The sequence below is a fragment of the Streptomyces sp. NPDC107522 genome (assembly GCF_055657525.1).
On record NZ_JBVKAU010000002.1, the window covers coordinates 627,283 to 651,982 of the forward strand.

The 24,700-nt window shown below is 71.2% G+C and carries 24 protein-coding genes; 18 read left to right on the forward strand and 6 right to left on the reverse strand.

The features are described from left to right. Nucleotides 1-53: 53 nt before the first annotated feature. Nucleotides 54-719, reverse strand: coding sequence for a class I SAM-dependent methyltransferase (locus ACZ7L6_RS08120; RefSeq protein WP_471921153.1), 666 nt, complete (start codon nt 717-719; stop codon nt 54-56). Between the two features lie 104 nt (nt 720-823). Between ACZ7L6_RS08120 and ACZ7L6_RS08125 the strand changes: the two genes are divergently transcribed. The 6 genes from ACZ7L6_RS08125 (at nt 824) to dapE (ending at nt 5,643) form a co-directional block, all read left to right on the forward strand. Continuing rightward, a complete protein-coding gene (locus ACZ7L6_RS08125) occupies nt 824-1,159 on the forward strand; it encodes an ArsR/SmtB family transcription factor (protein ID WP_471921154.1) in 336 nt (111 codons plus the stop codon). Then, complete coding sequence (locus ACZ7L6_RS08130; protein ID WP_471921155.1) at nt 1,159-1,869, forward strand: cation efflux transmembrane domain-containing protein; 711 nt, start codon at nt 1,159-1,161, stop codon at nt 1,867-1,869. The genes ACZ7L6_RS08125 and ACZ7L6_RS08130 overlap by 1 nt, the downstream gene beginning before the upstream one ends. Before the next feature lie 103 nt (nt 1,870-1,972). Continuing rightward, nucleotides 1,973-2,308: a hypothetical protein gene (locus ACZ7L6_RS08135; RefSeq protein WP_471921156.1), complete on the forward strand. Its 336-nt coding sequence runs from the start codon at nt 1,973-1,975 to the stop codon at nt 2,306-2,308. A 46-nt stretch (nt 2,309-2,354) separates the two neighbouring features. Next, complete coding sequence (locus ACZ7L6_RS08140) at nt 2,355-2,756, forward strand: MerR family DNA-binding protein (protein ID WP_471921157.1); 402 nt, start codon at nt 2,355-2,357, stop codon at nt 2,754-2,756. 341 nt (nt 2,757-3,097) lie between these two features. Continuing rightward, the gene (locus ACZ7L6_RS08145) at nt 3,098-4,582 is read left to right on the forward strand and encodes an amino acid permease (RefSeq protein WP_471921158.1); all 1,485 of its coding nucleotides are present in this window, start codon (nt 3,098-3,100) and stop codon (nt 4,580-4,582) included. Next, the gene (gene dapE / locus ACZ7L6_RS08150) at nt 4,579-5,643 is read left to right on the forward strand and encodes a succinyl-diaminopimelate desuccinylase (RefSeq protein WP_471921159.1); all 1,065 of its coding nucleotides are present in this window, start codon (nt 4,579-4,581) and stop codon (nt 5,641-5,643) included. Before ACZ7L6_RS08145 ends, dapE begins: the two co-directional genes overlap by 4 nt. Before the next feature lie 108 nt (nt 5,644-5,751). Here dapE and ACZ7L6_RS08155 read toward each other — a convergent pair whose 3' ends face one another. Beyond that, a complete protein-coding gene (locus tag ACZ7L6_RS08155) occupies nt 5,752-7,389 on the reverse strand; it encodes a PucR family transcriptional regulator (protein ID WP_471921160.1) in 1,638 nt (545 codons plus the stop codon). Between the two features lie 134 nt (nt 7,390-7,523). On the opposite strand from ACZ7L6_RS08155, the gene ACZ7L6_RS08160 reads away from it, so the two are divergent. The 7 genes from ACZ7L6_RS08160 to ACZ7L6_RS08190 all read left to right on the forward strand — a co-directional run bounded on the left by ACZ7L6_RS08160 (nt 7,524) and on the right by ACZ7L6_RS08190 (nt 13,943). Next, entirely contained in the window at nt 7,524-8,459 is a 936-nt protein-coding gene (locus tag ACZ7L6_RS08160) for a chorismate synthase (RefSeq protein WP_471921161.1), read from the forward strand. After that, nucleotides 8,456-9,571 (forward strand): o-succinylbenzoate synthase, encoded by a 1,116-nt coding sequence (gene menC, locus ACZ7L6_RS08165; protein WP_471921162.1) that lies wholly within the window; start codon nt 8,456-8,458, stop codon nt 9,569-9,571. Before ACZ7L6_RS08160 ends, menC begins: the two co-directional genes overlap by 4 nt. A gap of 59 nt (nt 9,572-9,630) precedes the next feature. Then, nucleotides 9,631-10,248 carry a dihydrofolate reductase family protein gene (locus ACZ7L6_RS08170; protein ID WP_471921163.1) on the forward strand — a complete coding sequence of 206 codons (618 nt, stop codon included), beginning with the start codon at nt 9,631-9,633 and terminating at the stop codon, nt 10,246-10,248. A gap of 5 nt (nt 10,249-10,253) precedes the next feature. Continuing rightward, nucleotides 10,254-11,213 (forward strand): alpha/beta fold hydrolase, encoded by a 960-nt coding sequence (locus tag ACZ7L6_RS08175; RefSeq protein WP_471921164.1) that lies wholly within the window; start codon nt 10,254-10,256, stop codon nt 11,211-11,213. Between the two features lie 323 nt (nt 11,214-11,536). After that, nucleotides 11,537-12,166, forward strand: coding sequence for a hypothetical protein (locus tag ACZ7L6_RS08180; protein ID WP_471921165.1), 630 nt, complete (start codon nt 11,537-11,539; stop codon nt 12,164-12,166). Beyond that, complete coding sequence (locus ACZ7L6_RS08185) at nt 12,166-13,473, forward strand: hypothetical protein (protein WP_471921166.1); 1,308 nt, start codon at nt 12,166-12,168, stop codon at nt 13,471-13,473. The genes ACZ7L6_RS08180 and ACZ7L6_RS08185 overlap by 1 nt, the downstream gene beginning before the upstream one ends. Beyond that, nucleotides 13,461-13,943 (forward strand): hypothetical protein, encoded by a 483-nt coding sequence (locus ACZ7L6_RS08190; protein ID WP_471921167.1) that lies wholly within the window; start codon nt 13,461-13,463, stop codon nt 13,941-13,943. Before ACZ7L6_RS08185 ends, ACZ7L6_RS08190 begins: the two co-directional genes overlap by 13 nt. A gap of 163 nt (nt 13,944-14,106) precedes the next feature. Here the strand turns inward: ACZ7L6_RS08190 and ACZ7L6_RS08195 are convergent, their stop codons facing one another. Further along, entirely contained in the window at nt 14,107-14,526 is a 420-nt protein-coding gene (locus ACZ7L6_RS08195) for a hypothetical protein (protein WP_471921168.1), read from the reverse strand. 71 nt (nt 14,527-14,597) lie between these two features. Here ACZ7L6_RS08195 and ACZ7L6_RS08200 point away from each other — a divergent pair, with 71 nt between their 5' ends. Then, nucleotides 14,598-15,464: a polysaccharide deacetylase family protein gene (locus ACZ7L6_RS08200; RefSeq protein ID WP_471921169.1), complete on the forward strand. Its 867-nt coding sequence runs from the start codon at nt 14,598-14,600 to the stop codon at nt 15,462-15,464. Nucleotides 15,465-15,950: 486 nt separating this feature from the next. Here the strand turns inward: ACZ7L6_RS08200 and ACZ7L6_RS08205 are convergent, their stop codons facing one another. Next, complete coding sequence (locus tag ACZ7L6_RS08205; protein ID WP_471921170.1) at nt 15,951-16,568, reverse strand: TetR/AcrR family transcriptional regulator; 618 nt, start codon at nt 16,566-16,568, stop codon at nt 15,951-15,953. 128 nt (nt 16,569-16,696) lie between these two features. Here ACZ7L6_RS08205 and ACZ7L6_RS08210 point away from each other — a divergent pair, with 128 nt between their 5' ends. The 4 genes from ACZ7L6_RS08210 to ACZ7L6_RS08225 all read left to right on the forward strand — a co-directional run bounded on the left by ACZ7L6_RS08210 (nt 16,697) and on the right by ACZ7L6_RS08225 (nt 20,473). Further along, a complete protein-coding gene (locus ACZ7L6_RS08210; RefSeq protein ID WP_471921171.1) occupies nt 16,697-17,782 on the forward strand; it encodes a DUF2855 family protein in 1,086 nt (361 codons plus the stop codon). A 142-nt stretch (nt 17,783-17,924) separates the two neighbouring features. Further along, nucleotides 17,925-18,575 carry a histidine phosphatase family protein gene (locus tag ACZ7L6_RS08215; RefSeq protein ID WP_471921172.1) on the forward strand — a complete coding sequence of 217 codons (651 nt, stop codon included), beginning with the start codon at nt 17,925-17,927 and terminating at the stop codon, nt 18,573-18,575. A gap of 99 nt (nt 18,576-18,674) precedes the next feature. Next, a complete protein-coding gene (locus tag ACZ7L6_RS08220; RefSeq protein WP_471921173.1) occupies nt 18,675-19,682 on the forward strand; it encodes an NADP-dependent oxidoreductase in 1,008 nt (335 codons plus the stop codon). Further along, nucleotides 19,679-20,473: an SDR family NAD(P)-dependent oxidoreductase gene (locus tag ACZ7L6_RS08225; protein WP_471921174.1), complete on the forward strand. Its 795-nt coding sequence runs from the start codon at nt 19,679-19,681 to the stop codon at nt 20,471-20,473. The genes ACZ7L6_RS08220 and ACZ7L6_RS08225 overlap by 4 nt, the downstream gene beginning before the upstream one ends. 88 nt (nt 20,474-20,561) lie before the next feature. Here the strand turns inward: ACZ7L6_RS08225 and ACZ7L6_RS08230 are convergent, their stop codons facing one another. Next, complete coding sequence (locus ACZ7L6_RS08230; RefSeq protein ID WP_471921175.1) at nt 20,562-22,181, reverse strand: type 1 periplasmic-binding domain-containing protein; 1,620 nt, start codon at nt 22,179-22,181, stop codon at nt 20,562-20,564. A 41-nt stretch (nt 22,182-22,222) separates the two neighbouring features. After that, the gene (locus ACZ7L6_RS08235) at nt 22,223-24,394 is read right to left on the reverse strand and encodes a hypothetical protein (RefSeq protein WP_471921176.1); all 2,172 of its coding nucleotides are present in this window, start codon (nt 24,392-24,394) and stop codon (nt 22,223-22,225) included. Nucleotides 24,395-24,700: the final 306 nt, after the last annotated feature.

The following is a 24,700-nucleotide window of genomic DNA, read 5'->3' on the forward strand; positions in this document are numbered from 1 at the left end:
CGAGTGGCTGCCGGACCGCCCACGTCGGTGTCCGGCAGTCGGCCGGCTGGAGGCTATCGGGGCAGGCTCTGGGTGATGCGCCACAGACGGCGCGGGAGGTCGCCCTCTTCGAAGGCGTGCACCTCCTCCAGTGTCCAGCCGTCGGCGAGGGCGTCGACCAGGGCGCGGTCGAAGAAGTGCACCGCGAAGCCACCGTGTTCGAAGATGTCGTCCCCGTGTGCGGTGCCCGCGCCGTAGTGGGCGTCGCCGGTGTGGCGGACGGTGTAGACGAAGACACCGCCGGGCCGCAGCACGCGGCGTACCTCGCCGACCAGTGCGTGGATCTCCTTCGTGGACAGGGCCATGCACAGCAGCATGTGCGCGAAGACCGCGTCGACGGAGGCGTCCGGCAGTCGCAGCGGGTCCCGCACGTCGTGCACGACGGTGGTCACGTGTTCCGCCATCCCCAGCTGCCGGGCCGCGTCGCGCAGCTGTTCCAGGCCCGTGACGGAGAAGTCGGTGGCCTGGACGGTGAAGCCCTCGCGGGAGAAGTGCAGCGTGTCCTGGCCGTGCCCGGCGCCGAGCTCGAGTACATCCCGGGCGCCGGCGGCGCGGAAGACCGCGGCGGCATGGACGGCCGGGGCAGACGGCTCAGCTCCGTACATGCCGGGGTGGGCGGTGTAGGTGTCCTGCCAGTGCTCCCGCTGGGCATCGGCCAGGTCCTGCCCATCGTCCGTCACAGACGTCGTCCTCTCGTGCTGGTGAAGCGAAGCGTAGGCCGAAAGCCCGGCCTCACCATAGTTCATGATTTCCTGAATTCAGAGTTCTGTGTACTGTCGTGCGTGTGCTGACAGTTGCCTCCGACATCGACGTGCTGGCCCGCTTCGGCCGCGCCCTCGCCGACCCGATCCGCTGCCGAATCCTGCTCGCCCTGCGCCAGGCCCCCGCCTATCCGGCAGACCTCGCCGACGCCCTCGGCGTCTCCCGCACCCGCCTGTCCAACCACCTGGCATGTCTGCGGGACTGCGGACTGGTCGTCACGGTGCCCGACGGCCGCCGCACCCGCTACGAACTCGCCGACGAACGCCTCGGCCACGCCCTCGACGACCTGCGCACCGCCGTGGTGGCCGTGGAGACCGACCGCACGTGCGCCGACGCCGACGACAAGGGGTGCTGCTGATGGCCGCGATATCCCTCGGGCCCTCACCGGCCCGCCGTGACGTCCTCGCCAAGCGCATACGGCTGTTGGTGGCGGCCACGATCACCTACAACGTCATCGAGGCGGTCGTCGCCATCACCGCCGGCACCCTCGCCTCCTCCACCGCTCTGATCGGCTTCGGCCTGGACTCCGTCATCGAGGTCTCCTCCGCCGCCGCGGTCGCCTGGCAGTTCTCCGCAGCCGACCACGCCGTACGGGAAGCGCGCGAGCAGCGCACCCTGCGGATCATCGCGATCTCGTTCTTCGCCCTCGCCGCCTACGTCACCGTCGATGCCGTCCGCGCCCTGACGGGCACCGGCGAAGCCGAACGGTCCGTCCCCGGCATCGTGCTCGCCGCCCTGTCGCTGGCGGTCATGCCCTTCCTGTCCGCTGCCCAGCGCAAGGCCGGCCGCGAACTCGGCTCCGCATCCGCCGTCGCCGACTCCAAGCAGACCCTGCTGTGCACGTACCTGTCCGCCGTACTCCTGGCCGGCCTGGTCCTCAACGCCACCCTCGGCTGGTCCTGGGCCGACCCGATCGCAGCCCTCGTCATCGCCGCCATCGCCGTCAATGAAGGCCGCGACGCCTGGCAGGGCAAGGGCTGCTGCGCACCGTCCACAGCCGCGGTTGCACCGAAGGCCGGCGCCGAGGCCGATGCATGCGGCTGCCGACCGGGCTGCGACTGCTGCTGAGCGAACCGGGGAGCCGGACTTGCAACCGGTACCCAGGTACAGGTTCACCGTCGAAGACGTCCCCGCCCGTGCCGGGTGTGACACGACGACGGCAGTGGTCACCATGACAACCTGGGTACCGCGGTCCTGCACGCTGCCCACCACCGAGCAGCCGCTGCGGGTCGCGGAATTCGATGCGCTGTTCGCCGAACGGCCCACCGGTGCCTCCCGGCCCGAGAGGCTGCGGCTGGAGCTGATGCTCACCGGCGGCGAGGGCCTGGAGGCACGGGTGCGCGACCTGGTGGCCCGCGAGAGCGGATGCTGCTCGTTCTTCACCTTCAACGACCGCCCCGGCCCGCAGCACATCGAGCTGGACGTCGAGGTCGACGGCGCGCACGAGGCCGTGCTGGACGCCCTCCACAAGCGAGCCACCGCCATCGCAGTCCGGGACGCGCCGTGAACGGCAGCGGCCTGCGCAGCGGGGCAGGTCGCGGGACGCGGCCGGAGTGAACATCCAGAGCCTGCGCTACCACGAGCGACGCGGCCTGCTCGCCGAACCCGACCGCAGCCCCGGCGGCCACCGCCTGTACGGCGAGGACGCGGTCACCGTACTGCGGGAGATCAAGGCCGCCCAACGGCTGGGCTTCACGCTGGAAGAGGTCGCCGAGCTGCTCGAGGCCGGCCGCCACCGCCACGGCCGCCCCGTGCCGGGGCTCCAGGAGCGCGCCGCGGCCAAGCTCGCCGAGGTCGACGCGGAGATCGCCGACCTGACCACGATCCGCGCCGCCCTGCTCACCGCCGTCGACGCCGGATGTGACGACCTGACCGCGTGCGCGTCGATGCCCGGCTGCCCCATCCCCTTCACCGACCTCGCCGAGGAGAACCGCCATGCCGGCCCCTGCTGCTGACCACGGCCCCGGCCGCGCGCGAGAAGCTGACGGTCCGGCAGGGCATCTCCCGGCTCGGCGGCGCATCCGATACGAGTACGAGGGCACGACCCTGCGCGAGCATTACGGGCTCCCGGTCCCGGCGAACCAGTTCCACACCTGACCCGATCACCACTCCCGCCGCTCACCGAAGCGCCGCTCACCGAAGCGGCGGGAGTGACGGAATGCCGAACACCCCCACCTCCGGCATTGGCCAGAAAGCCAAAGCACCCGGCACTGTCTTGGCCACCACGCCCACCCCTCCCCACCTCGCCCTTCCGCATCATCAAGGGCCGGAACGGGAGCTGTGAGAGGAGTGGCGCGTGGACACTGTGCAGACGAGACCGCCGAGAGCCGCGGGTGACGTCAGGACTGCGAGCAGGCTGACGAGGCGGCGGGACGTCGCCGATCTGGTGGCCGAGGCCCATGGCGGTGAGCTGCGGCGGACGATGGGGCTCACCCAGCTCACGCTGCTCAGCGTGGGCGCCACCCTCGGCACCGGCATCTTCGTCGTCCTCGGCCAGGCGGTGCCCGAGGCGGGCCCCGCCGTCGTGGTCTCCTTCGTGCTCGCCGGGATCACCGCGCTGTTCTCCGCCTTGTCCTACGCCGAGCTGGCGGGCATGATCCCTGGCGCCGGATCCTCGTACAGCTATGCCTACGCCACGCTCGGCGAGCTCGTCGCGTGGGTCTGCGGCTGGTGTCTGGTGCTGGAGTACGGCGTCTCGGTCGCCGCCGTCGCGGTCGGCTGGGGCCAATACGTGAACGAGCTGCTGGAGCTCACCGTCGGCTGGACGCTGCCCGAGTCGCTGGCCGCCCCGCCCGGCGCCGGCGGTGTGCTGAACGTTCCGGCCGCCGCGATCGTCGTCCTGGCCATGGTGGTGCTGCTGCGCGGGGCCCGCGAGAGCGCCGTCGTCAACACGATCATGGTGGCGGTGAAGGTGGCCGCCCTGGTGCTGTTCTGCGCCGTCGCCTTCACGGCGTTCCGCGCCGGGAACTTCCAGCCGCTGTTCCCGCTCGGTATGGCGGGGGTGAGCGCGGGCGCCGCCTCGCTGTTCTTCTCGTACATCGGCTTCGACGCCGCGTCGACGGCCGGTGAGGAGGCGAAGAACCCGCAGCGTGACCTGCCGCGCGCCATCCTGCTCTCCCTCGGGCTGATCACCGCGCTGTACTGCCTGGTGGCGATCGCGGCGGTCGGCGCCATGCCGTGGCAGAAGTTCGCCGGTACCGAGGCCACGCTCAGCGAGGTACTGGTGCGCTCGGTCGGCGGCGGCAACCTGTGGCCGATCCTGCTGTCCGTCGGCGCGGTCGTCGCCACCACGAGTGTCGTGCTCGCCGTGCAATACGGGCAGACCCGCATCCTGTTCTCGATGGCGCGCGACGGGCTCGTGCCGCCCCTGTTCGCCGCGGTCCACCCGAGGAGCGGGGTGCCCCGCGCCAACACGGTCATCGTGTCCGCGTTCGTCATGGTGCTCGCCGCGCTCGTGCCGTTGGGCGCGCTCGCCGACGCCACCAGCATCGGCACCCTGTTCGCGTTCGCGCTGGTCAACTGCGCCGTGCTGATCCTGCGCCGACGCAGCCCCGAGGCACCGCGCAGCTTCCGGGTACCGCTCGCGCCGGTGACGTGCGTGCTGGGCGTGCTGTGCTGCGGCTATGTGATGTGGGGGCTCGGCACCGACACCTGGATCGCGTTCGGCCTGTGGATGGCGGTCGGGTTCGCGATCTACGCGCTCTACGGCATCAAGCACTCCCGGCTGAACCGGCCCGCCTCGCAGGGCTCGCAGGACTCGCACGAGGGGACCGTCGTATGACGTCGCTGAACCCGACCGGCGACCTGGTGGATCTGGCCCGGGCCCTGGTGGACACGCCGTCCGAGAGCGGAGACGAGGCCGCTCTCGCGGATGCCGTGGAGTCCGCCCTGCGCGGCTGCGCGCACCTGACGGTCGAACGCATCGGCAACTCCGTCGTGGCCCGCACTGACGCGGGCCGAGCCGAGCGGGTGGTCATCGGCGGCCACCTGGACACGGTCCCGGCCGCCGGGAACCTGCCGTCCCGGCTGGACGGAGAGCTGCTCCACGGCCTCGGGGCGTGCGACATGAAGGGCGGCGTAGCAGTCGCCCTGCGCCTCGCGGCCACCCTCACCGCACCGGTACGCGACGTCACGTACGTCTTCTACGAGTGCGAGGAGGTCTCCGGCGACCGCAACGGCCTGCACCGCATCGCCACCGAACGCCCCGACCTGCTCAAGGCGGACCTTGCCATCCTCATGGAACCGTCCGACGCCGGCGTCGAGGCGGGCTGCCAGGGCGTGCTGAACGCGGACATCACGGTGCGCGGCGAGCGCGCGCACACCGCCCGCTCCTGGAGGGGAGTCAACGCCGCGCACCGGGCGGCCGCCGTGCTCCGGCGCCTCGACGACCACACCGCCGAGCGGATCGTCATCGACGGCCTGGAGTACCGCGAAGGGCTCAACGCGGTCGCCGTCCGCGCGGGCATCGCCGAGAACGTCGTCCCCGACACCTGTGTGATCACGGTCAACCTCCGCTTCGCGCCCAGCCGTTCGGCCGAGCAGGCCGAGGCGTATCTGCGCGGGCTCTTCCCCGAGTACGAGGTCGAGGTCACCGAGGTCGTGGCGGGAGCCCTGCCGGGGCTCGGACAGGGCGGCCCGGTCGCCTCGCTCGTCGAGGCCCTGGGTGCGACCCCTCGCCCCAAGCTGGGCTGGACCGACGTCGCCCGCTTCGCCGCGCTCGGCACACCCGCGCTCAACTACGGCCCCGGCGACCCGACCCTCGCGCACACCGCCGGGGAGTACGTGCCGGTAGCGCAGTTGCGGGAGTGCGAGGCCCGGCTCTCGGCCTGGCTGAGCGGCTGAACCCCACGGATGCGCATGGCGCCGGCGGGTGGACCGCACGTGCCACCGGCCGTCGCATTCCATGACGCCGACCGGTGAGCCTCGCCCACGGACTTCCGCAGGCGGAGTTCACCGGTCGGCGCCCCGCAAGCCCCCGAGCGTCCGCAGCTGCAGCCACAGCACCAGCCGCTCGTCCGGGTCGTCCAGATCGATGCCGAGGTGCTGCTGCGCCTGCCGGAGGCGGTACCGACAGGTGTTGGGGTGCACGGCGAGCAGCTTCGCCGCCCGCGCCATGTCGCATCCGGCGTCCAGCCAGCACACCAGAGTTCTGGCGTAGTCGGTGCCCTGCTCGGCGTCGTACGCCAGCACCTCCCGCCAGGCACCTGCCATCAACTCCCGCTGCTCGCCCATGAGTTCACGCAACCGGAGCAGGGTGACACGGGGGCGTACGTCGGCCACGGCGGCGACGTCCTCGTCCGGCCCGAGCACCCGCAGGACGAGGTCGGCGTCGTCCCGTGAGCCGCGTACGGCCGCCAGGTCCGTGACCACGTCACCGAGCCCCGCCCGCACCGGCACCCGCAGTGCCTGACCCGCCCGCCGCACGATGTCCTCGACGAGCCGCTTGTGCCGCTCCCCACCGCGCTCGCCGGCCACCGGCAGCAGCGCGTACACCCTCCCGTCCACCAGCACGCACGCGTGCCGCCCGTAGCGCGCCTCGCACTGGAGCCGTACGAGGTCCAGCAGCCGCAGCGCGGTCTGTTCCCCGTCCGGCGCGGACACCGAACCGTCGAGGGCGAAGGCCGCGACACGGACCGGGGCGTCCGCGGCGAGGCCGAGGCGGTGCGCGGCGCCGGCGGGATCGGCGGTGCCGTCCAGGAGACGGCGCAGCAGGTCGCTCGTCAGATGCCGGGACAGTTCCTCGCCGGCCCGGGCCCGCAGCAGGAGCAGGGCGGCCGTGGACGCGCCCTGGGTGAGCGCCTCCTCGGCATCGGGGCCGAGGTGCCCGTCGTCGACGGCCCACAGCGACCCCAGCGTCTCGCCGCCCGCGCGGATCGCGACAGCAAGGCGTGGCAGCTCGTCGCCGTCGAGCGCGGCGAGCCGTACGGGGCCGGGGGCGGCGAACAGGACGCGGTACTGCTCGGTGTTCTCGGGGCTGCTCGGCACCTGGCGGCCCAGGATGCCCTGCCGCCGGGCCTCGTCGACGGCCTGCCCGGGGACGGTGGAGTAGGCCAGGATCCGCTGGCGGGCGTCCTCGACGACGACCGCACCGCCGACGGCCGCGGCCACCGCGTTGGCGAGCGCGAACAGATCCCCGAAGGCGGCCCCGCCGCCCGCCGGGCCGGGCCGGGAACCGATCGCGGACGCCAGCAGCAGATGGACGTGATGCCAGGCGGCCTCCTCGTCGACGGCGAGCAGCGCGAGGCCGTGGGCCTTCGCCGCCGCCACCGCGTCGGGCCGCCCGTCCCTGTCCCGTACGACGACCCCGGCCATCCCGGCCGCCGCGGCATCGCCGACCAGCGCCACGGCCTCGCCTGCTCGCGCCCCGACCGCCAGCAGCAGGGCGCCGGGCGCGCTGCGCGGAAACGGTGCCCCGGCGTCGTACAGAAGGACCTCCGAGACGGGCGCGGTGAGGCCGGCCGGGGCGGTGAGCACGCGGAACATGGGCTCGCCGAGGGTGTCGAGAAGCTCCTCGAGGGTGCAGGCGTCCATGGGCGGGGCGAGTCTCTCCGGTGGGGGATGGTCCTGGTCACGTTGAGGGATGGGCATGGTCACATGGGGACGATTGGCGTTTTTTATCGGACGGTGACCGCTGAGGGCCTTGGCCGATCGCAACAGGGATGGGGACTCTCATTGTGCCCGACGACAATGGCCGACAGGTCGTGGCCTTGGAGACTCGGGGCATGACACCTGTGACGAGCTCCGCCGCCGGGTCCGGTGCGGTGGACGGTACGCCGAATGTGGGCGCCCTGGCCCGAGACGCGGCCCGTAGCGCCGGGGACGCGGCCCGTACCGCCGGGGTCACGGTCCGTACCGTGCACGACGTGGACGGGATCCGTGCCGTGGCCGACTTCTTCGCCGATGTGTGGCAGACACCGCGCGCCACCCCGCCCTACCCCTCGGAGGTGCTGCACAGCCTGGTGCACGCCGGTGGCGCGGTGCACGCGGCGTACGCCGCGGGGCCGTCGGGCGAGCGGCTCGCCGGCGCGGCGGTGGCGGTGTTCGGGCCGCCCGCCGAGCGGGACGTGTACTCGTTCGTGGCCGCCGCGACCGCGTCCGGCCGGGGCGTCGGCTTCGCGGTCAAGCAGGCCCAGCGGCTGTGGGCGCTGGAGCGGGGCGCCACCACCATGCGCTGGACCTTCGACCCGCTGGTCAGCCGCAACGCCCGCTTCAACCTGGTCAAGCTGGGCGCCGTCGGCAGCGAGTACCTGGTCGACTTCTACGGCCCGATGAGCGACGGCGTGAACGACGGCGACGAGAGCGACCGGCTCACCGTCGAGTGGGACCTGGCGACCGGGATGACGCGGAAGGACGACCCCGCCGAGGCCCGCTCGGCCGCCGACGTCGTGCGCCGGGCACCGGACGGCGGCCCGCTCGCCCTGCGCGACGCGGACAGGCTGTGGTGCCGTGTGCCCGACGACATCGTCGCGCTGCGCGCCGCCGACCCGGCGCTCGCGCTCGACTGGCGGCACGCCGTGCGCGAGGTCTTCACCGAGGCGTACGCCGAAGGCCTGCGCGCGACGGCCATGTCCCGCGACGGCTGGTACCTGCTGACCCGCCGCCCGTCCTCCGACCTCTCCGAACCCGCTTCCCAATCCGCTGCCAAGGAGCAGGAATGAAGCTCGAACGCGTTGAACTGCTCCACGTCGCCATCCCGCTCGTCTCCCCGTTCCGTACCTCCTTCGGGACGATGACCGGCAAGGACACCTTCCTGCTGCACGTGGTGACCGACGAGGCCGAGGGCTGGTCCGAGTTCGCCGCCGACCCGCAGCCGCTGTACTGCTCGGAGTTCGTCGCCGGCGCCGAGATCGTCATCCGGGACTTCCTGCTGCCGCGCGTCGCGGCCCTGCCCGAGCCGACGACCGCGGTCGTCGCCCCCGCCATGGCCGCCGTCAAGGGCCACGAACTCGCCAAGGCCGCCCTGGAAACCGCCCTTCTGGACGCGGAACTGCGCGCGTACGGGATGTCGTTCGCGACCTTCCTCGGCTCGGTCCACGAACGGGTGCCCGCCGGGGTCTCCGTCGGCATCAAGAACTCCGTGCCCGAACTGCTCGACGACGTCGAGCGGTACCTCGCCGAGGGCTACCTCCGCATCAAGCTGAAGATCGAGCCGGGCTGGGACGTCGAGCCGGTGCGCGCCGTACGCGAACGCTTCGGCGACGCACTCCCGCTCCAGGTCGACGCCAACACCGCCTACACGCTCGCCGACGCCGAACAGCTGCGCAGGCTCGACGACTTCGGGCTGCTGCTGATCGAGGAACCGCTGGAGGAGAACAACCTCCACGCCCATGCCCAGCTCCAGAAGCGCCTGGCCACACCGGTCTGCCTCGACGAGTCGATCCACTCCGCGCGCGACGCGGCGTCCGCGATCGCGATGGACGCCTGCCGGGTCGTCAACGTCAAACCGGCTCGCGTCGGCGGCTACCCGGAAGCCCGTCGCATCCACGACGTGGCCGCCGCCCACGGCGTACCCGTGTGGTGCGGCGGAATGCTGGAGACGGGCATCGGCCGCGCCCCCAACCTGGCGCTCGCCGCCCTCCCCGGCTTCACCCTCCCCGGCGACACCTCCGCCTCCAGCCGCTACTTCGCCGAGGACATCACCGAACCGTTCGTCCTCCAGGACGGCCACCTGCCCGTACCGACCGCCCCCGGCATCGGCGTAGACCCCCTGCCGGACGTGCTCGCCCGGTTCACGACGGCGACTCGGGTGTTGTACGCGGGACGGAAGTGATCAGGCGGCGCTTCATGCGTGAGCGATGAGTTCGGGCGGCGGATCGGGTCTGCCCTGGTATGACTCGAATCATCGCTGACATCTCGGTCTCTCTCGACGGCTTCGTCACCGGGCCCGACCCCAGCCCGGACAACGGTCTGGGCACCGGCGGCGAGGCCCTGCACACGTGGGCGTTCTCCGACGACCCCGACGACCGCCGGGTCCTGCGCGAGGCAACCGCCCGCTCGGGCGCCGTCGTCCTCGGCCGCCACCTCTTCGACGTGGTGGACGGGCCGAAAGGCTGGGACGACACGTCCGGCTACGGCGCCGGCGAGGTCGGCAAGCCCGCGTTCGTCGTCGTGACGAGCTCGCCGCCGGAGTCGGTGCGGACAACCGACCTCGACTGGACGTTCGTCACCACCGGTCTGCCCGACGCAGTCACCGCCGCGCGCGAGCGAGCCGAGGCGGCGTCGTCGGACAGCGGCAAGGACCTCGACGTCATCGTCATGGGCGGTGGCGCCACGGTCGGCTCGGCGTTGGAGGCCGGGTTGGTCGACGCGCTGACGCTGCACCTCGCGCCCGTCGTGCTGGGCGCCGGGACACCACTGTTCACCGGCGGAGCGCCGCGCACGCTGGTGCAGCGGAGCGTGATCTCGACATCGACCGTGACGCACCTGACCTACGACGTCTGCCGGTGATCCCGATGACCACTGTCAACGCCGATGAGATCGCTCTGGGCATCGAGTCGTTCGGTGACGACGACGCGCCACTCGTCCTGCTCGCGGGCGGGACGACGATGCTCTCCTGGCCCGACGCGCTGTGCGAGCGCCTCGCCGCCGGCGGGCGCCGTGTGGTGCGCTACGACCTGCGAGACAGCGGGGAGTCGACGACGAGGGATCCGGAGGCGCCCGCCTACACCCTGCGCGACCTCGCCGCCGACGCGGCGGCCCTTGCTGACGCGCTCGGCGGCAGGCCTGCGCACCTCGCGGGGATCGGCGTCGGCGGGATGGTCGCCCAGGTGGCCGTGCTCGACCATCCGGGCGCGTTCTCGGAGCTCACCCTGGTCGGCACCCGCGCGGTTGCCCCTGGCCCGCCCGACGATGACCTCCCCGACCACGACCAGGCGACGATGAGCCGGCTGTTCGCGCGTCCGATGCCCGATTGGACCGACCGCGGGGCGGTTGCGGAGTTCGCCGCCGCCGGCGCGGAGATCCTCGGCGACGACCCCGTCGCCGCGCGAGCAATCGCTGCGCGCATCTGGGACCGCACGCCCGGCACCGCACCACCGGTCCAGATGGCCAACCAGATGGGCATGGTGTTCGCGAGGCTCGACTGCAAACCCCGCTGGCGCGAGCGCCTGCCCGAGATCAAGATCCCCACGCTCGTCGTCCACGGCCGCCGCAACCGGTTCTTCCCCGTCGGCAACGGCGAGGCGATCGCGCGCGAGATCCCCGGCGCACGGCTGCTCGTCCTCGAGGAGGCCGCCACTGCGATCCCCGATGCGGCGGTTGGCGAGGTCACAGCGGCGATGCTCAGTCTCGGTCAGAGGACGGCGGGCGCCGCGGGCCCGGCCTCCACACAGCAGCGGACGTCGGAAGCCCGATCCCGCCGCGCGCCCGCGATCGGCACGATTCCAACCCGACGTGGTCCAGGATGCTGCTAGCGATCGGGTGGTGCGGGGGTGGATGTGGAGGCGTGCGGGCTGACCGAGGCCGCGGCCCCGCGAGTTGCACGGCGAAGCCGCCGACGCCGCGCCCGCAGTGGCGGGATCGTCAGCCGGGCCACCTCCGCTTCACGAGAACCCCGTCGAGACGGCTCGCCGGCACCGCTGACCAGTAGGAATCAGGATCGCGGGGCCCCTTTGCCCGGCGTGACCCCGAGCGGCTAGGGTCCCACCACGAGTGATCACATAGTCGTCGAAGCGTGCCGCCCCACAGTGGGCCCGCGTCGACACGGGGGGAAGTTGTGAGTACAGAGCCCGATTCCGTGGCACCCATATCCGCGCCGAACACCGGCCTGGATCCCCGGACCAGCTACCGCCTGGACGTGCCCGCGCCCGACGCAGGCCCTAACTCCCGCACCGGCCCTGACGCCCGCACCTCCCAACCGGCGGACGAGACGCACCAGATGCCCGCCCCGGACGGCCCCACCGACGTCCGCGACCGGAATCCCGCGCCCGGGACGAACCCTGACCCCGGCTTCCACCACAACGGCATCCAGACCATGTCGGCCGGCGCCGGCCCGGCAGGCGCCACCGGCCCGAGCACCACCCCCGCTACCCAGGCGGGCGGCGCCGACGACAACGGTTACGGCGTGAGCAACGCCGAACTCGGCAAGATGGCAGACGAGTTGGACCTGGCCGCACAGATCCTCGAGAAGGCGGACAAGGGCCTGGCGGAATCCGACACCACAGCGCGTATCCACGACATGCTCACCAGCGGACGCATGCTCAAATCGACAACGGGCGACTGGGACGACGAAATCACCCGCCTCGCCAAGCAATGCCGCTCACTGGCCGACAAGATGCGCCAGACGCACACGAATTACACGACTCAGGAACAGCGTACGGGGCGGGATTTCCAGGCGATCCTCGCTTCGCTCGAGGGGGATGCGTAATGGCAACGCTCACTGACCGGCCGGAGGGCCAGGACCACGAGCATGCCGATGCGGTCGAGCGGCAGGACATCACGGTCGGGGAACTGGAAGACGTACGTCCGCAGGCCTGGTCGCGGGCGGCCGGCGAGTGGGCCGACCTGGCCGCGGCGGCCACCGAGGCCCGGGACCACGTCCAGAACGTCCTGCTCAAGCTGCCCTTCGTCTGGGCGGGCCCGGCCGCCATGATGGCGCGCGTCCAACTGTCCGCACTGCACGAAGAACTGACCATCGCGCACCGCGAGTCGAAGGCTGCCGCAACCACTCTCGAAGCGGCGAGGAGCGGGTTCGAGCTCGCCCGCACCTGGCTCGCCGAGGCCCAGGAGATGGCCCGGGCGAAGGACCTGACCCTGCACGACAGCGGGGGCGTCACCATCCCCGCGCGGGACTACCCGCCCAACGACCCGGACAGCGCGGGGGCGGCCCGGCAGGATCAGGAGAACGCGGACAGCCTCCTCACGCGCGTGACCGCCGCCCTCAGCTATGCCGCCGACGTCAACGAGCACACCGGCTACGAACTCGAACGCATCAAGAAGGCGGCGGAGTACACCGTCCTGGACGACCGGACCGAGGCCGCCGTCAAGGCCGACACCCAGGGCGCCAAGGATCTGAACCGCGTCTTCTCCGGTGGGGGCGGAGTGCTGCTCCCGCCGCCCGCGCCCGACAAGGGTTCCGGCGATTACAACACCCGCGAGGCCACCGACGAGGACCGTGCCATCAAGAACAAGATGGGCTTCTTCGCCATGGGTTCCCCCGCGGTGCTCGGCGGCCCTCAGTCGGCCAAGCACATGCTGCACTACCTCTCCAACACCGGGGAACCGCTGGACATCGACGTGGACGCGTTGATGACCGATCTCCCGGACATGAATCGCAACGTAGAAGCCCAGATGGCGGAGAACGCCCCCAACTGGGAGGCGCAGGCCCTCGCCGAATACGAGCGCACCGGGAAGCCCGTGAAGTTGGTCCAGCAGACCGGCTGGCAGGGCTGGACCGCGGAGAAGGACCCCGACTGGTATCACGCGGTCGGCTCCTTCCACTACAACACGGTCGCCCAGGTCGAGGTCGTCCCGGGCCCGGACGGCGAGCCCAAGACCACGATCCGCTACCAGACCCACGTGTACGACCGCTACAACTGGGACGCGAACAAGGCGACTCCGGTACCCGCGATGGGCAACGTGTCGGACGCCCAAATGGCCAGGCTCCACCAGTCGGGTCAGGCCAAGGAGTACGACATGGGCGGGCAGAGCGAAGTGCGCACATGGAACGGCTGAGTACGCGTACGGACCCCACGAGGCCGCGCCGGCGCAGGTGGCTGGTGTGGTTCCTGGCCTTGTGCGTCGTGTGGACGCTCGGCGTGATCGCCTGGGCGGCCGTCGCCCTGCTCACGCCGGCCGGTGACGGTCCGGAGGAGGCAGTGGAGCGCAAGGCGGGGATGCACCACGATCAGCATCAACCCGCGGGGCGCTACTACATACCGACGTACGCCAAGGTGGAGAAGGACGGCACCGCGGTGCTCCGCTACGAGGTGGGCAACAGCCAGGACTCCAGCGTCAAGGACTTCCTTCGTACGTACGACGTCACCGCCGAGCCGAAGCGCACCAGCCCGTCCGAGGTGACGTACTCCGACCGCTTCGGCGACGTACGGCGCACGTTCACCGTCACCTACAACCCGTCGCCTGAGCCCGGTGGGTACGACTACGCGCGGATCACCGTCAGAGCCAGGGGCACTGACTCAAGCTGAAGGGCGGAAGCAGGCCAGGAGATCCGGAGCCGCCGGCCCCGAACTCTCGGCCTCGCGGCGAGGCCGACCGTGTGCCCCGCCACGACCAGCGCTGGTACGTCCTCCTCGGCACCGCCGCAGCAGCAGCGCTGGGCATCTGGCTGCGAACCTGATCGCCCGGACCCTAGCCGTACCAGGAGTCCGTGGTCACGTGGCTTTCGTCCGTGCCGTTCATGAAGAGGAACGTGGTGAGCTTGATCTTGTTCGTGCCCTCAACGGTGATCCCGAAGCAACCGCGGGTGAAGCCGGGATTGAGCGTCGACTTCAGGCACTCGAAGCCGTACGAACGAGACCAGCCGTCTCGGTACTGTATTCCGTCGGCTTCGCCACGGATCTCAGCCGCCTTCGTCCCGATGTTCCTCACGACCAGCACACCCTGGGCATCGTCGTTCGCGTTGCGCACGATGCAGGTCTTGAACTCGATGTTGAAGGACAGCCGGTGCGGCTTGTACGGCGAGCATGTCCAGTTCGAGTCGGTGTCCACCACCTGCCAGTAGGGGGCCGCCTCTGCGGGCGCGGCGGTGGCGAGGGATGTGCCCATCACCGCCGCACGGGTGGACTTTCTGGCTGCGGTACGAACTCAAGGGCGGGCACAGGGCGGCCGATGGCGGTGGGATGGAAACACGTTCCCCCATCGCTGCACGCCGTCCTGTGTACCGCCGCCTGCTCGTGGCGGCCGCCGGGCTGTTCGCTGTCCTGTGGGCGGTGTCGCCCGGGCCCTCATCCCTGACGGCCGAGGCCTTCTCCCCGCGCCCGGCCGGGGCTGCGGACGAGGAGGGCCTGCGGGCGCTGTTCGGGTCGGAGAACCGTGTGATCCGTACGCGCGAGCGCTTGGTCGCGGTGACGTTCAACGCGGCCTGGAACGACGCGGGTCTGGACCGCATCCTCGATGAGCTCGCCCGCCGGCACACGCCTGCCACGTTCTTCCTGACCGGCGACTTCGCCGACCGGTACCCCAACGTGGTCAAGAGGCTTGCGGGGGAGGGGCACGGGCTGGGCAACCACTCCTACAGCCACCCCTACTTCAAGGACCTGACCGCCTCGGGGAGGACCCGGGAGGTCCGGACAGCGGACCGGGCCCTGCGGGCGGCCGGGGCAGGCGATGCCATGACTCCGTTCTTCCGGTTTCCCTACAGCGAGACTCACCCGGACCACATCGGCGAGGTCAACGCGCTCGGATACGCGGACATCGAATTCACCACCGACACCAATGGATGGATGGGCGCCGAGGGCGGCATGACCGTGGACCGCGCGGTGCGCCGGGCGTTGGACGCCCTGCGCCCGGGAGCGATCCTGCAGATGCACCTCGGCGCGTCCGAAGGCCGCAGCGAGGTGATCGACGCCCAGGCCCTGCCACGGATCCTCGACGCGATCACCTCACGCGGTTACCGCGTCATCGACCTGCGCACCCTCCTCACACATAAGGCGATCGCTCATTCGCCGAAGGCCTGGGGGCCGATGGTGGTGGCTCCTGCGCTGTAGCGGTTCGTGGTCCGGCTCCAGTCGAGGTTGCCGGGCATGGACGAAGTGCCGGGCGAAGTAGTCCGAGAAGCCCCGCTTGTACAGGAAGCCGGCCATGGTGGTGTCCGGCTCAGTGCGCGCGGCCTCCCGCATCTGTGGCACGTACCGGTCGACATTTTGCACATACCGGCTCCGGACATCCCGGCTCACGCGGGGCGGCCGTTGCGGCAGCCCGCCCAACCCGAGCGCTCGATCACCGACCCGGCTGGCAACGTCGACGCCTTCGGATACCGAGGGGCAGCCTCATGGGACGGAATTGCCGTGCCCGCCACACGATGCAGGCAAGCGCGCCGAGTGGAGAGCGTGCCTCGACGTCGACAAGGCTCTCTGCGAAGGGAGAACTCCGCCGGCGCGGGCGGGGTGGTCGCGCCCCTCGCCCCGTACTCCTCGCGAACATGCGACCCTTCATGGTCGGTCACTTCTCGTTAGGGCGCGCCGCTGCCGGAATCAGTCCCGCGGCATCCGCAGCGCGTTCGTCCAGAGCCGGGTCACGGTCTGGACCAGCGTGTCGAAGGGCACCGATTCGCCCAGGGTGAAGGTCACGTACGCAAGCCGGCTGACCATCGCGTTCAGGGCTCGGGCGGTGATCTCCGGGTCGAGGTCCGGGTCCGCGAGGCCCGACTGCTGGAGGCGGGCGACGGCGGCGGCGCTGCGGTCGATGAACACACGCGACCGTTCCAGCCGTACTCGCACGAACTGCGGGTCGACGGCGGCGGCCTGTTCCATGGCGGCCATCAGGCCGGCGTTGCGGCGATAGGACTCCAGGTAGGCGCGGTTGGCGTCCTCGACTCCTCGCCACGGGTCCTTGCGCTGTCCGTCGCTGTCGCCGTCGTCACTGCCGTCGCCGCCCTCGTCACCGCCGTCGCTGACTCCCGCGTGCAGCATCTCGTCCTGCAGTCGCGCGAGGACGGCGCCGAACACGTCCTCCTTGGACGCGAAGTGCGTGTAGAAGCTGCCGGTGGCCACTCCGGCTTCGGCTGCGATGTCGACGATGCGGGCGTCCAGATAGCCGTCCCGCTCGAAGATCCGCCGGGCCGCGGCCACCAGGGCGTCACGGGTGCGCATGCCGCGCCGGGTACGCGTTCCGGCCGGCTGTCGCCGCGCGGGCGGTTCGGGTTCAGGGGCTGGGGTGAGCATGTGTGCAGCCTAGCCCAGTATTGAATCCGAATCCGGATTCAAGTACGTTCCAGGGCATGGACATCACCACCGCTGCCACGCCCTGGAATCTGCTTGTCCGCCGCGACGACCTGTCTACCGCCGAGCTGGACGACGTCCCCGTCCCGCAGCTCCGGGACGGCGAGGCGCTGCTGCGCGTCGACCGCGTCGGCCTGACCGCCAACAACGTCACCTACGCCGCGCTCGGAGACTCGTTCCGCTACTGGGAGTTCTTCCCCGCGTCCCGGGCCGGCTGGGGCATCGTCCCGCTCTGGGGCTTCGCCGACGTCGTCGCCTCCCGGGTCGAGGGCATCGAGACCGGCAGCCGCTACTACGGCTACTACCCGTCCGCGAGCCACCTGCTGGTCCGCCCCGACCGGGTCGACGAGCGGGGCTTCCGCGAGGCCAGCCCTCATCGCGTGCCGCTGCCCCGCCCCTACAACGCCTACGCCCTCACCACCGGCGACCTCGCCTACGAGGCCGGCCGGGAGGACCTGCACGTTCTGTACCGCCCGCTGTTCTGGACCTCGTTCATGCTGGCCGACTGGCTCGTCGACAACGCCTGGCTGGGCGCGAAGACCGTCGTCCTGTCGTCTGCCTCGAGCAAGACCGCCTACGGCGCCGCCCACCTGCTCCAGGGGCAGGGCTGCGAGGTGGTCGGCCTCACCTCGCCGCGCAACCTGGCCTTCACCGAGGGCCTCGGCTGCTACGACCGGGTGCTGACCTACGAGGACGTCTCCCGCCTCCCTCGCACCCAGACGCTGTACGCCGACTTCGCGGGCGACGAGCAGTTGTCCGCCCGGCTGAGCGCCCACCTGGGCGACTCGCTGGTGCACGAGGTCGTCGTCGGCATCACCAACCAGGCACCCGCGCCCGCCGGCACCCTTGCGGAGACGGGGCCGGGCATGTTCTTCGCCCCCGACCAGATGCGCAAGCGCATCGGCGACTGGGGGCGGGAAGGGCTGGACCAGCGTTTCGCCGAGGCGTGGAAGGAGTTCCTGCCCGTGGCCGAGGGGTGGGTCGACATCGTGCACAGCAACGGCCCGCAGAGCCTCGAGCGGGTCTGGCACGAAGTCCAGTCGGGTCGGACCTCGCCGCGCACCGGCCACATCATCACCCCGTAGCCGTAGCCGTAGCCGTAGCCGTAGCCGTAGCCGTAGCCGTAGCCGTAGCCGTAGCCGTAGCCGTAGCCGTAGCCGTAGCCGTCCCGCTCGGCGTGCGCCCCGTCGCGCCCGGCTGCCTTCCGCCACCCCCCGAAAGGTCCCCATGCCGGTCATCCACCTCGTACGGCACGGCCAGGCGTCGTTCGGTTCACCGACGTACGACGTGCTCTCGGAACTCGGGCGGCAGCAAGCGGCCGTCGTGGGTGCCGAGTTGGCACGGCGCGGGCTGCGTGATCCGCTCGTCGTCTGCGGCACGCTGCACCGCCAGTACGACACGGCCGAGCTGCTGATGAAGGCGGCCGGACTCGGCGGTGCCCCCGCCAGAGACCCGCGCTGGAACGAGTACGACCACCTCCGCCTCCTCGATCGCCATGGCCCGCCCGCGCCCGGAGTGCTCGCGGATTCCCGTCGTACGCAGCAGCTGCTGGACCGGGCGCTGGAGGAGTGGATGAACGACCCGGACGACGACGGCTGGGCGGCCTTCTCGCAGGGAGCCTTCGCGGCTCTGGGCGACCTGGTCGCCTCCCTCGGTCCCGGCCGCGACGCCGTGGTGGCCACGTCCGGGGGAGTGGTGGCCGCGCTGTGCGGAAGGCTGCTCGGCGCGTCGGCCGCGGGGACGGTCGGCCTCAACCGGGTCGCGGTCAACGCCGCCGTCACCACGCTGGTGGCGGGCGGATCCGGGATCAGCCTGCTGGCCTTCAACGACCACGCCCACTTCGCCGGAGAGCGCCGGGACCTGCTCACCTACCGCTGACCCGCAGGGCCCGCTCGCGACGTGTGATACACGTCACTACCCATGACATACCTACCGGTCGGTACCCTCGCTGGGGAGCCGTGAACGACAGGAGACGAGATGTCTGCGACCAACCGCCAGATTCGTCTGGCCGCCCGCCCCGTCGGCGAAGTCAAACCCGAGGACTGGGAGCACCGTTCCGTACCCGTCGAGGAACCGGGACCGGGCCTCTTCGCGGGCCGGACGCGCGTCATCTCCCTCGACCCGGCCATGCGCGGCTGGCTGGACGACCGCCCCTCCTACCTCCCGCCCGTCGGCATCGGCGAAGTGATGCGCGCGGGGTCGGTCATCGAGGTCACCGCCTCGAACCACCCCGACTACCGGCCGGGCGATCATGTGGTCGGCACGTTCGGCGTCCAGGAATACGTGGTCTCCGACGGCAAGGGAGCGATGAAGATCGACACCTCCCTCGCACCGCCCTCCACGTATCTCGGCGCACTGGGCATGCCCGGCATGACCGCCTACTTCGGCCTCCTCGACGTCGGGGCGCTGAAGGACGGCGAGACCGTCGTGGTGTCCGGCGCGGCCGGCGCGGTCGGCACCATGGTGGGGCAGATCGCGAAGGCCAAGGGCTGCCGGGTCGTGGGCATCGCCGGTGGTCCGGAGAAGTGCGCGCTGCTCACCGGCGAACTGGGCTTCGACGCGGCGATCGACTACCGCGCCGAGGATGTGCGCAAGGCGCTGCGCCGGGAGGCTCCCGACGGCATCGACGTCTACTTCGACAACGTCGGAGGGGAGATCCTCGACGCCGCCCTGACCCGGCTGGCGATGCACGCGCGCGTGGTGGTGTGCGGCGCGATCAGCCAGTACAACAACGCCACCCCGGTCAAGGGCCCCTCCAACTACCTGACGCTGCTGGTGCGTCGGGCCCGGATGGAGGGCTTCGTCGTCTTCGACTACGCCAAGCAGTACGCCAAGGCCGCGCAGGAGATCTCCGCCTGGATCGGGGACGGCCGCATCAAGGTCAAGGAACACGTGGTGAGGGGCACCGTGGACGACTTCCCCGAGACGCTGCAGATGCTCTTCCGCGGCGAGAACGTCGGCAAGCTCGTGCTGGAGCTGTCATGACCGCCGCCGAGGCCCTCCGGGGAGGGCGGACGGACGGCGCCGCGCTGGCGGGCAAGGTGGCGATCGTCACCGGCGGTGCCAGTGGACTCGGCCGGGCCATGGCACTCGCGCTGGCGGAGGCCGGGGCACGGGTGGTCGTGGCGGATCTCGACGCGCGGGCCGGCCGCGAGGTGGCGGACCAGATCGACGGCGCCTTCCGCGCCTGCGACGTGTCCGACCTCGAGGCCAACCACGCTCTGGTCGACTTCGCCCAGGAGCAGTACGGCGGGGTCGACATCGCGCTGCTCAACGCGGGCGTGGCGACCGGATGCGGCGTCGGCGACGACTTCGATCCGGCGCGTTACCGCCGGGCGATGGGCGCCAACCTCGACGGCGTCGTCTACGGCACCCACGCTGTGCTGCCCGCGCTGCGGGCCCGCGGCGGAGGGGCGATCGTGGCGACCGCCTCCCTCGCGGGACTGGCGGCCGTACCGCTCGACCCCCTGTACGCGGCCAACAAGCACGCGGTCGTCGGACTCGCACGCTCCCTCGGACCGGCTCTCGCGCCGGACAACGTGCGCTTCAACGCGATCTGCCCGGGGTTCGCCGAATCGCGGATCATCGACCCGCTGCGCGACATGCTCTCCGAGCAGGGCCTGCCCGTCATCCCGGCCGAGGTCGTGGCGGACACGGTGCTGCGGATCGTCACCGGCGACGGTGCGGGGGAGTGCTGGTTCGTCCAGGCGGGCCGCGAACCGGAACCGTTCCGCTTCCGCACCGTCCCCGGCCCGGGGAAGCCCGCCGCCGTCTGAGGGCATGAAGGCCGGCGCAGCAGGCGGCAGACACTCCCTGAGGGTGAACGACGACCTCCGATCATGACGAGCGGTTACGGGACACCGCTCAGGGAGTGCTGCTGGGGATCACGCAGTTCCTCGGCTGTTCCCGGCCGGTGGGCCAGCCCAGGCCGACGAACTTCAGCTTGCCGTGGCCTTCCCGGCCCGGATCCAGCTCGACGACCGCGGCCGGCTTGTCGTACGGATTGCCGCCGCTCGTCAGGCAGATGAGGCCGCTCGTGCCCTGCACCCGGTGCCGGGACTGGAGCAGCGACCACTGGCGGCCGACATCCTCACGGCCGGGCACCGCCGCGGCGCTGCCCTGCTGGGCCTGGTGCAGTGCCTTGCCGATGGTGACGAGGCCGTCGTACACGAGCATCGTGCGGGAGTCCTCCAGGTTCGGGACGGAGCCGAGCCGCACCCCCTCGCTGCGCGTGGTCTCGATCCGCTTCTCCAAGGCGGCCAGGGCCGCCTCGGGCTCGGTGAGGTACTGGGGGAGCTCCTCCTTGGTGGGCTCGCGGTCGTGCTCCGCGTCCCACTTCTCGTTCCAGCGGGCCAACTCGGTACTCCAGGCGTCCGGATGCGCGGGGGCGGCGTACTGCACCGTCACCTTCGCGTGGCCGTCCTCACCGCGCAGCTGTTCCCAGTCCTTGGCCGTCATGGCCTGGCGCAGAGAGGCGGCGTCGGAACCGCTGACGATGGTGTAGTGCCGGTCCTTGCAGCCCACCTGAGCGAGCTTGAGCGCGAAGATCCGCAGATGCAGCGTGCGCCCGGCGAAGTAGACGGTGTCGGCCTCGGAGTCGCAGATGTTGTTGGCGATCTGAGTGAACTGGTTGCCGGTCGAGCCCGGCTCGTCTATCGCCGGGGACTCGAAGGACATCGCGGCGGGACCGGGCGGACCCTTCTCCTCGATCCCGCTGAACGCCTTCGCCAGCGACTCGTTGTAGGCGTCGGAGCGCTTGTCGTAGACCAGCACCGTCTTGAGGTTCTGGCGGCCCCGCTCGCCGTTGAAGTTGGCCAGCGCCTGGGCGGCGTCGTGGTTGGTGGGGAGGATCCGGGCCAGGCCGGGGAACCGCAGCTTCGCCATCCCGTCGGCACTGTCCTTGTTGGCGATCCTGTCCCCGCTGATCCGGGATGCGAGCACAGGGACCTGGTGGTCCGTCAGACGCTCGACGGCGTCCTCCGTGGCGTCGAGGCTGAGGTTGAAGCCCGTGACGGCACGCAGCCGCTCCTCGGGCGAGTCGGCCATCCGCAGCAGGGTGTCCACGATGTGCTCCTGCTGCCCGTAGTTCCGTCCGGGGTTCGCCAGCACCAGCCGGATCTTCGGCGGTTCCCCCTCGCCCTCGTTGGCCTGCCGCTGCCCCAGGTAGGCGCCCTGGAGGTCGCTGCGCATCTGCCGACGCAGTTCCGCACGCTCCGACTGGAGCGGCAGCATCAGCGCCACCGTGACGTACGGCTGGCCCTCGATCCTCTTGTTCTCGCGTGCGATGGCCCGTGCCACGTCGCGGATCTCCGGTGTGCCGAAGTCGTAGCCTTCGCCGTCGACGCCGACGCACTCGCCGTCGATCCGCTCGATCCCGTCGGCGCAGGTGTCAGGTTTGCGGAAGGCGGACCAGGCGAACACGGCGCACGCGGTGACCGACCCCGCGATCAGCAGCGCATAGAGGATCTTCCTCCACCGTGGCATTCCCCTCCATCGGGGTACGACCCTCCACCTCGGCATCCCCGTCACCTCCTTCGCCCGAGCCGGCCGGTACAGGTACAGCGCAGCAACGGCTGCTCGTTCTTCGCCAAGCCGCTCCACTCCGTGGCCGTCCTGCGGAGCTGTCTCGCGCCGTCGAACTCCATGATCGAAAGCAGTCTCAGCAACGTGGCCAGCGTGTCCGCCATCTCGCTTCCGGTCGGCCTGGTCCGCTCCTCGCACAGCCACACCGCGTGCAGCAACTGATCGACGGTGCGGCGCAGCGCGGGTCCGTCCACCGCCACCAGGCCCTGGGCGCGCCCCCGCCGGGCGTCCGCTCCGCCCGGATACGGCGCCTGGGCGATCTCGAGCAGCTCAGCGCACCACTCCTGGGGGCGGCCGGGCAGTGTGGCGGCCAGATGGCCGACCACATCGTCCACACCGCCGGACACCAGGTGGTGGTTCATCCGGTGCGCCGTGACCGAACGGAACGCCCCGCCGTTCTGCGCCTGTTCGCCCGCCTGCGCGCGTGCCGTGTAGTGGTCCCGCAGCAAGTGGTGGTCGGCGTGCCAGGCGCTGCCGCCGGAGCTCAGTCCGTACAGCCGGTGCACCAGCAGCTGGCGCAGCCCGAAGTCCCCTATGAAGTGCCGCTCGCAACCGGGCCATCCGGTGTCGGTGAGCAGCTCCGCGACATCATGAGCCGTCAACTCGTGGACCCGGCCGGCCTGATGGTGGCGCAGCAGGACGTCCGCGCACTCCTCGTCGTGCGCCACCGACAGATGAGTGAGCAGGTCGAGCCACTGGTCACGGTGCTCGGCCGGCAGTCGCACCGGCAGCTGATCCAGGATCAGCTCCTGCAACAGCACATCGGCCACCGACCGCTCGTGGTCGCCGTTGCCGGCCAGTCGTAACGGGGCGTCCAGTATGTCCCGGTCATTGGCGTCCTCCGGCATCCGGAAGGCAGCCGTGGCGGCGGCCAGCCGGATCACGGTGTGCGGTCGTCCGCCGCTCAGCCGTGCCACGGCGGCATCGATACGGCGGCGGTTCATGCCGCCCTCCGGTTCCGTGCGCTGCTGTCTGCGCGAGGTCTCCTCGCCGAGCTGGTCACCGGTGAGTAGAGGCATACGCAGCAGGAGCACCCCGTCGGCCAGTGGTGCCAGGTTCGCTCCTCTGCCCGTGCGCCGGGACCACTCGGGAGGGCCACCGTCGGCAGGGTGGAACTCCACGGGGGCCGCGACCTGCTGCCCCGGCCCGCCGTCGTACAGGAAGGCACCGCCGTCGTCCCGGCGTGCCGTGCCCACGATCACCACGCGGTCCCGCTGCCCGCCCCGGCGATCGGTGAGCACCGCGCGCAGCAGCTGCTCACCCAGCGGCGACTCGGCGTGGTCCAGCAACAGCCCCGGACGACCGACCCGGCTCAGCCAGCCGACCGCCGAGGCGTACGCCGCCTCCAGGTCCTCGCGCAGCGCCCGGAAGAGGAAGCTTTCTGCAAGCTCCCGCCCCTCACCGCCGGCCTTGAAGTCGGCGGCCAGGTTGCGCAGGCCGTGGCCGGGCTGACCGCCCGCCGCGGGATAGGCGCCGTAGATCCGCTCCAGTTCCGCCATGCCCCGGGGCCCCAAGCGCGCAAAGAGTGCGTCCAGCAACGCGTTGGCCACGGCCGCCGGGTACGGGCCGAGCAGCTGCCCACCCAGGGCCGTCAGCAGGTTCTGGATGACTCCGCCGAGCACGCCCCGCCAGAAGTCACCTGCCCCCAGGCCGCGCAAGCGCTGCCTCTGGGGCAGCCTCTCGTACCGCTGGATCTCCGTCGCGACCGCGGTGGGGCTGCCGTCCGCGGCGCCGGTCGCGATCATCGCGAGGCCTGTGAAGAGACGGGGGAAGGTGAACGAGCCACCCGGACCCTGCCAGGTGCACAGCCGTTGGGCGGCCTCGACCAGGGCCTCGGTCGCGGCCGAGCGGGCGTCCGGCTCGGGGGCCGCCCGGTTCGCGTACAGCTGCGAGGCGCAGTCGAGATAGATCACCGGCACCTTGGTGGCGAAACGATCATGCACCGCACGCAGCAGCCGCCTCTTGCCCATGCCCGGGCCGCCGGTCAGCAGGACCACGGGAAGGTCGGGGCCGTACAGCAGCTTCCGGTCGCCGGCCGACAGCGACGGCCCGAGCAGACACGCGAAGAAGCCCTCGTCATCGAGGAGTTCTGCAAACCCGAGGTCTTCACACATGGATCCCCCCCACGGAGCGCACTCCCGCCTGGGAGCGGACGACCGGTAACCGATGTGCCCGAAAACGACCAGTGGAAAACGAACTCCTCCGATAGGTCAACGGTGCGTAGCCGAAAGGGAGTTGACGGAGTGGCCGGACCGGCCGGTGCCGGTCCGGAACAGACTCGCACCTGTGACGCGGGACCGGTCCCGTGCCGCTCGAAGCAGTTGAACCGCCGGAGGGCGTCGGCTCGGCTCTTACCTGGGCCGGCGACATGGCTGAGGGTGTCCCTGGAGGCGTTGGACAAGTGGGTCGGCCGTCCCTCG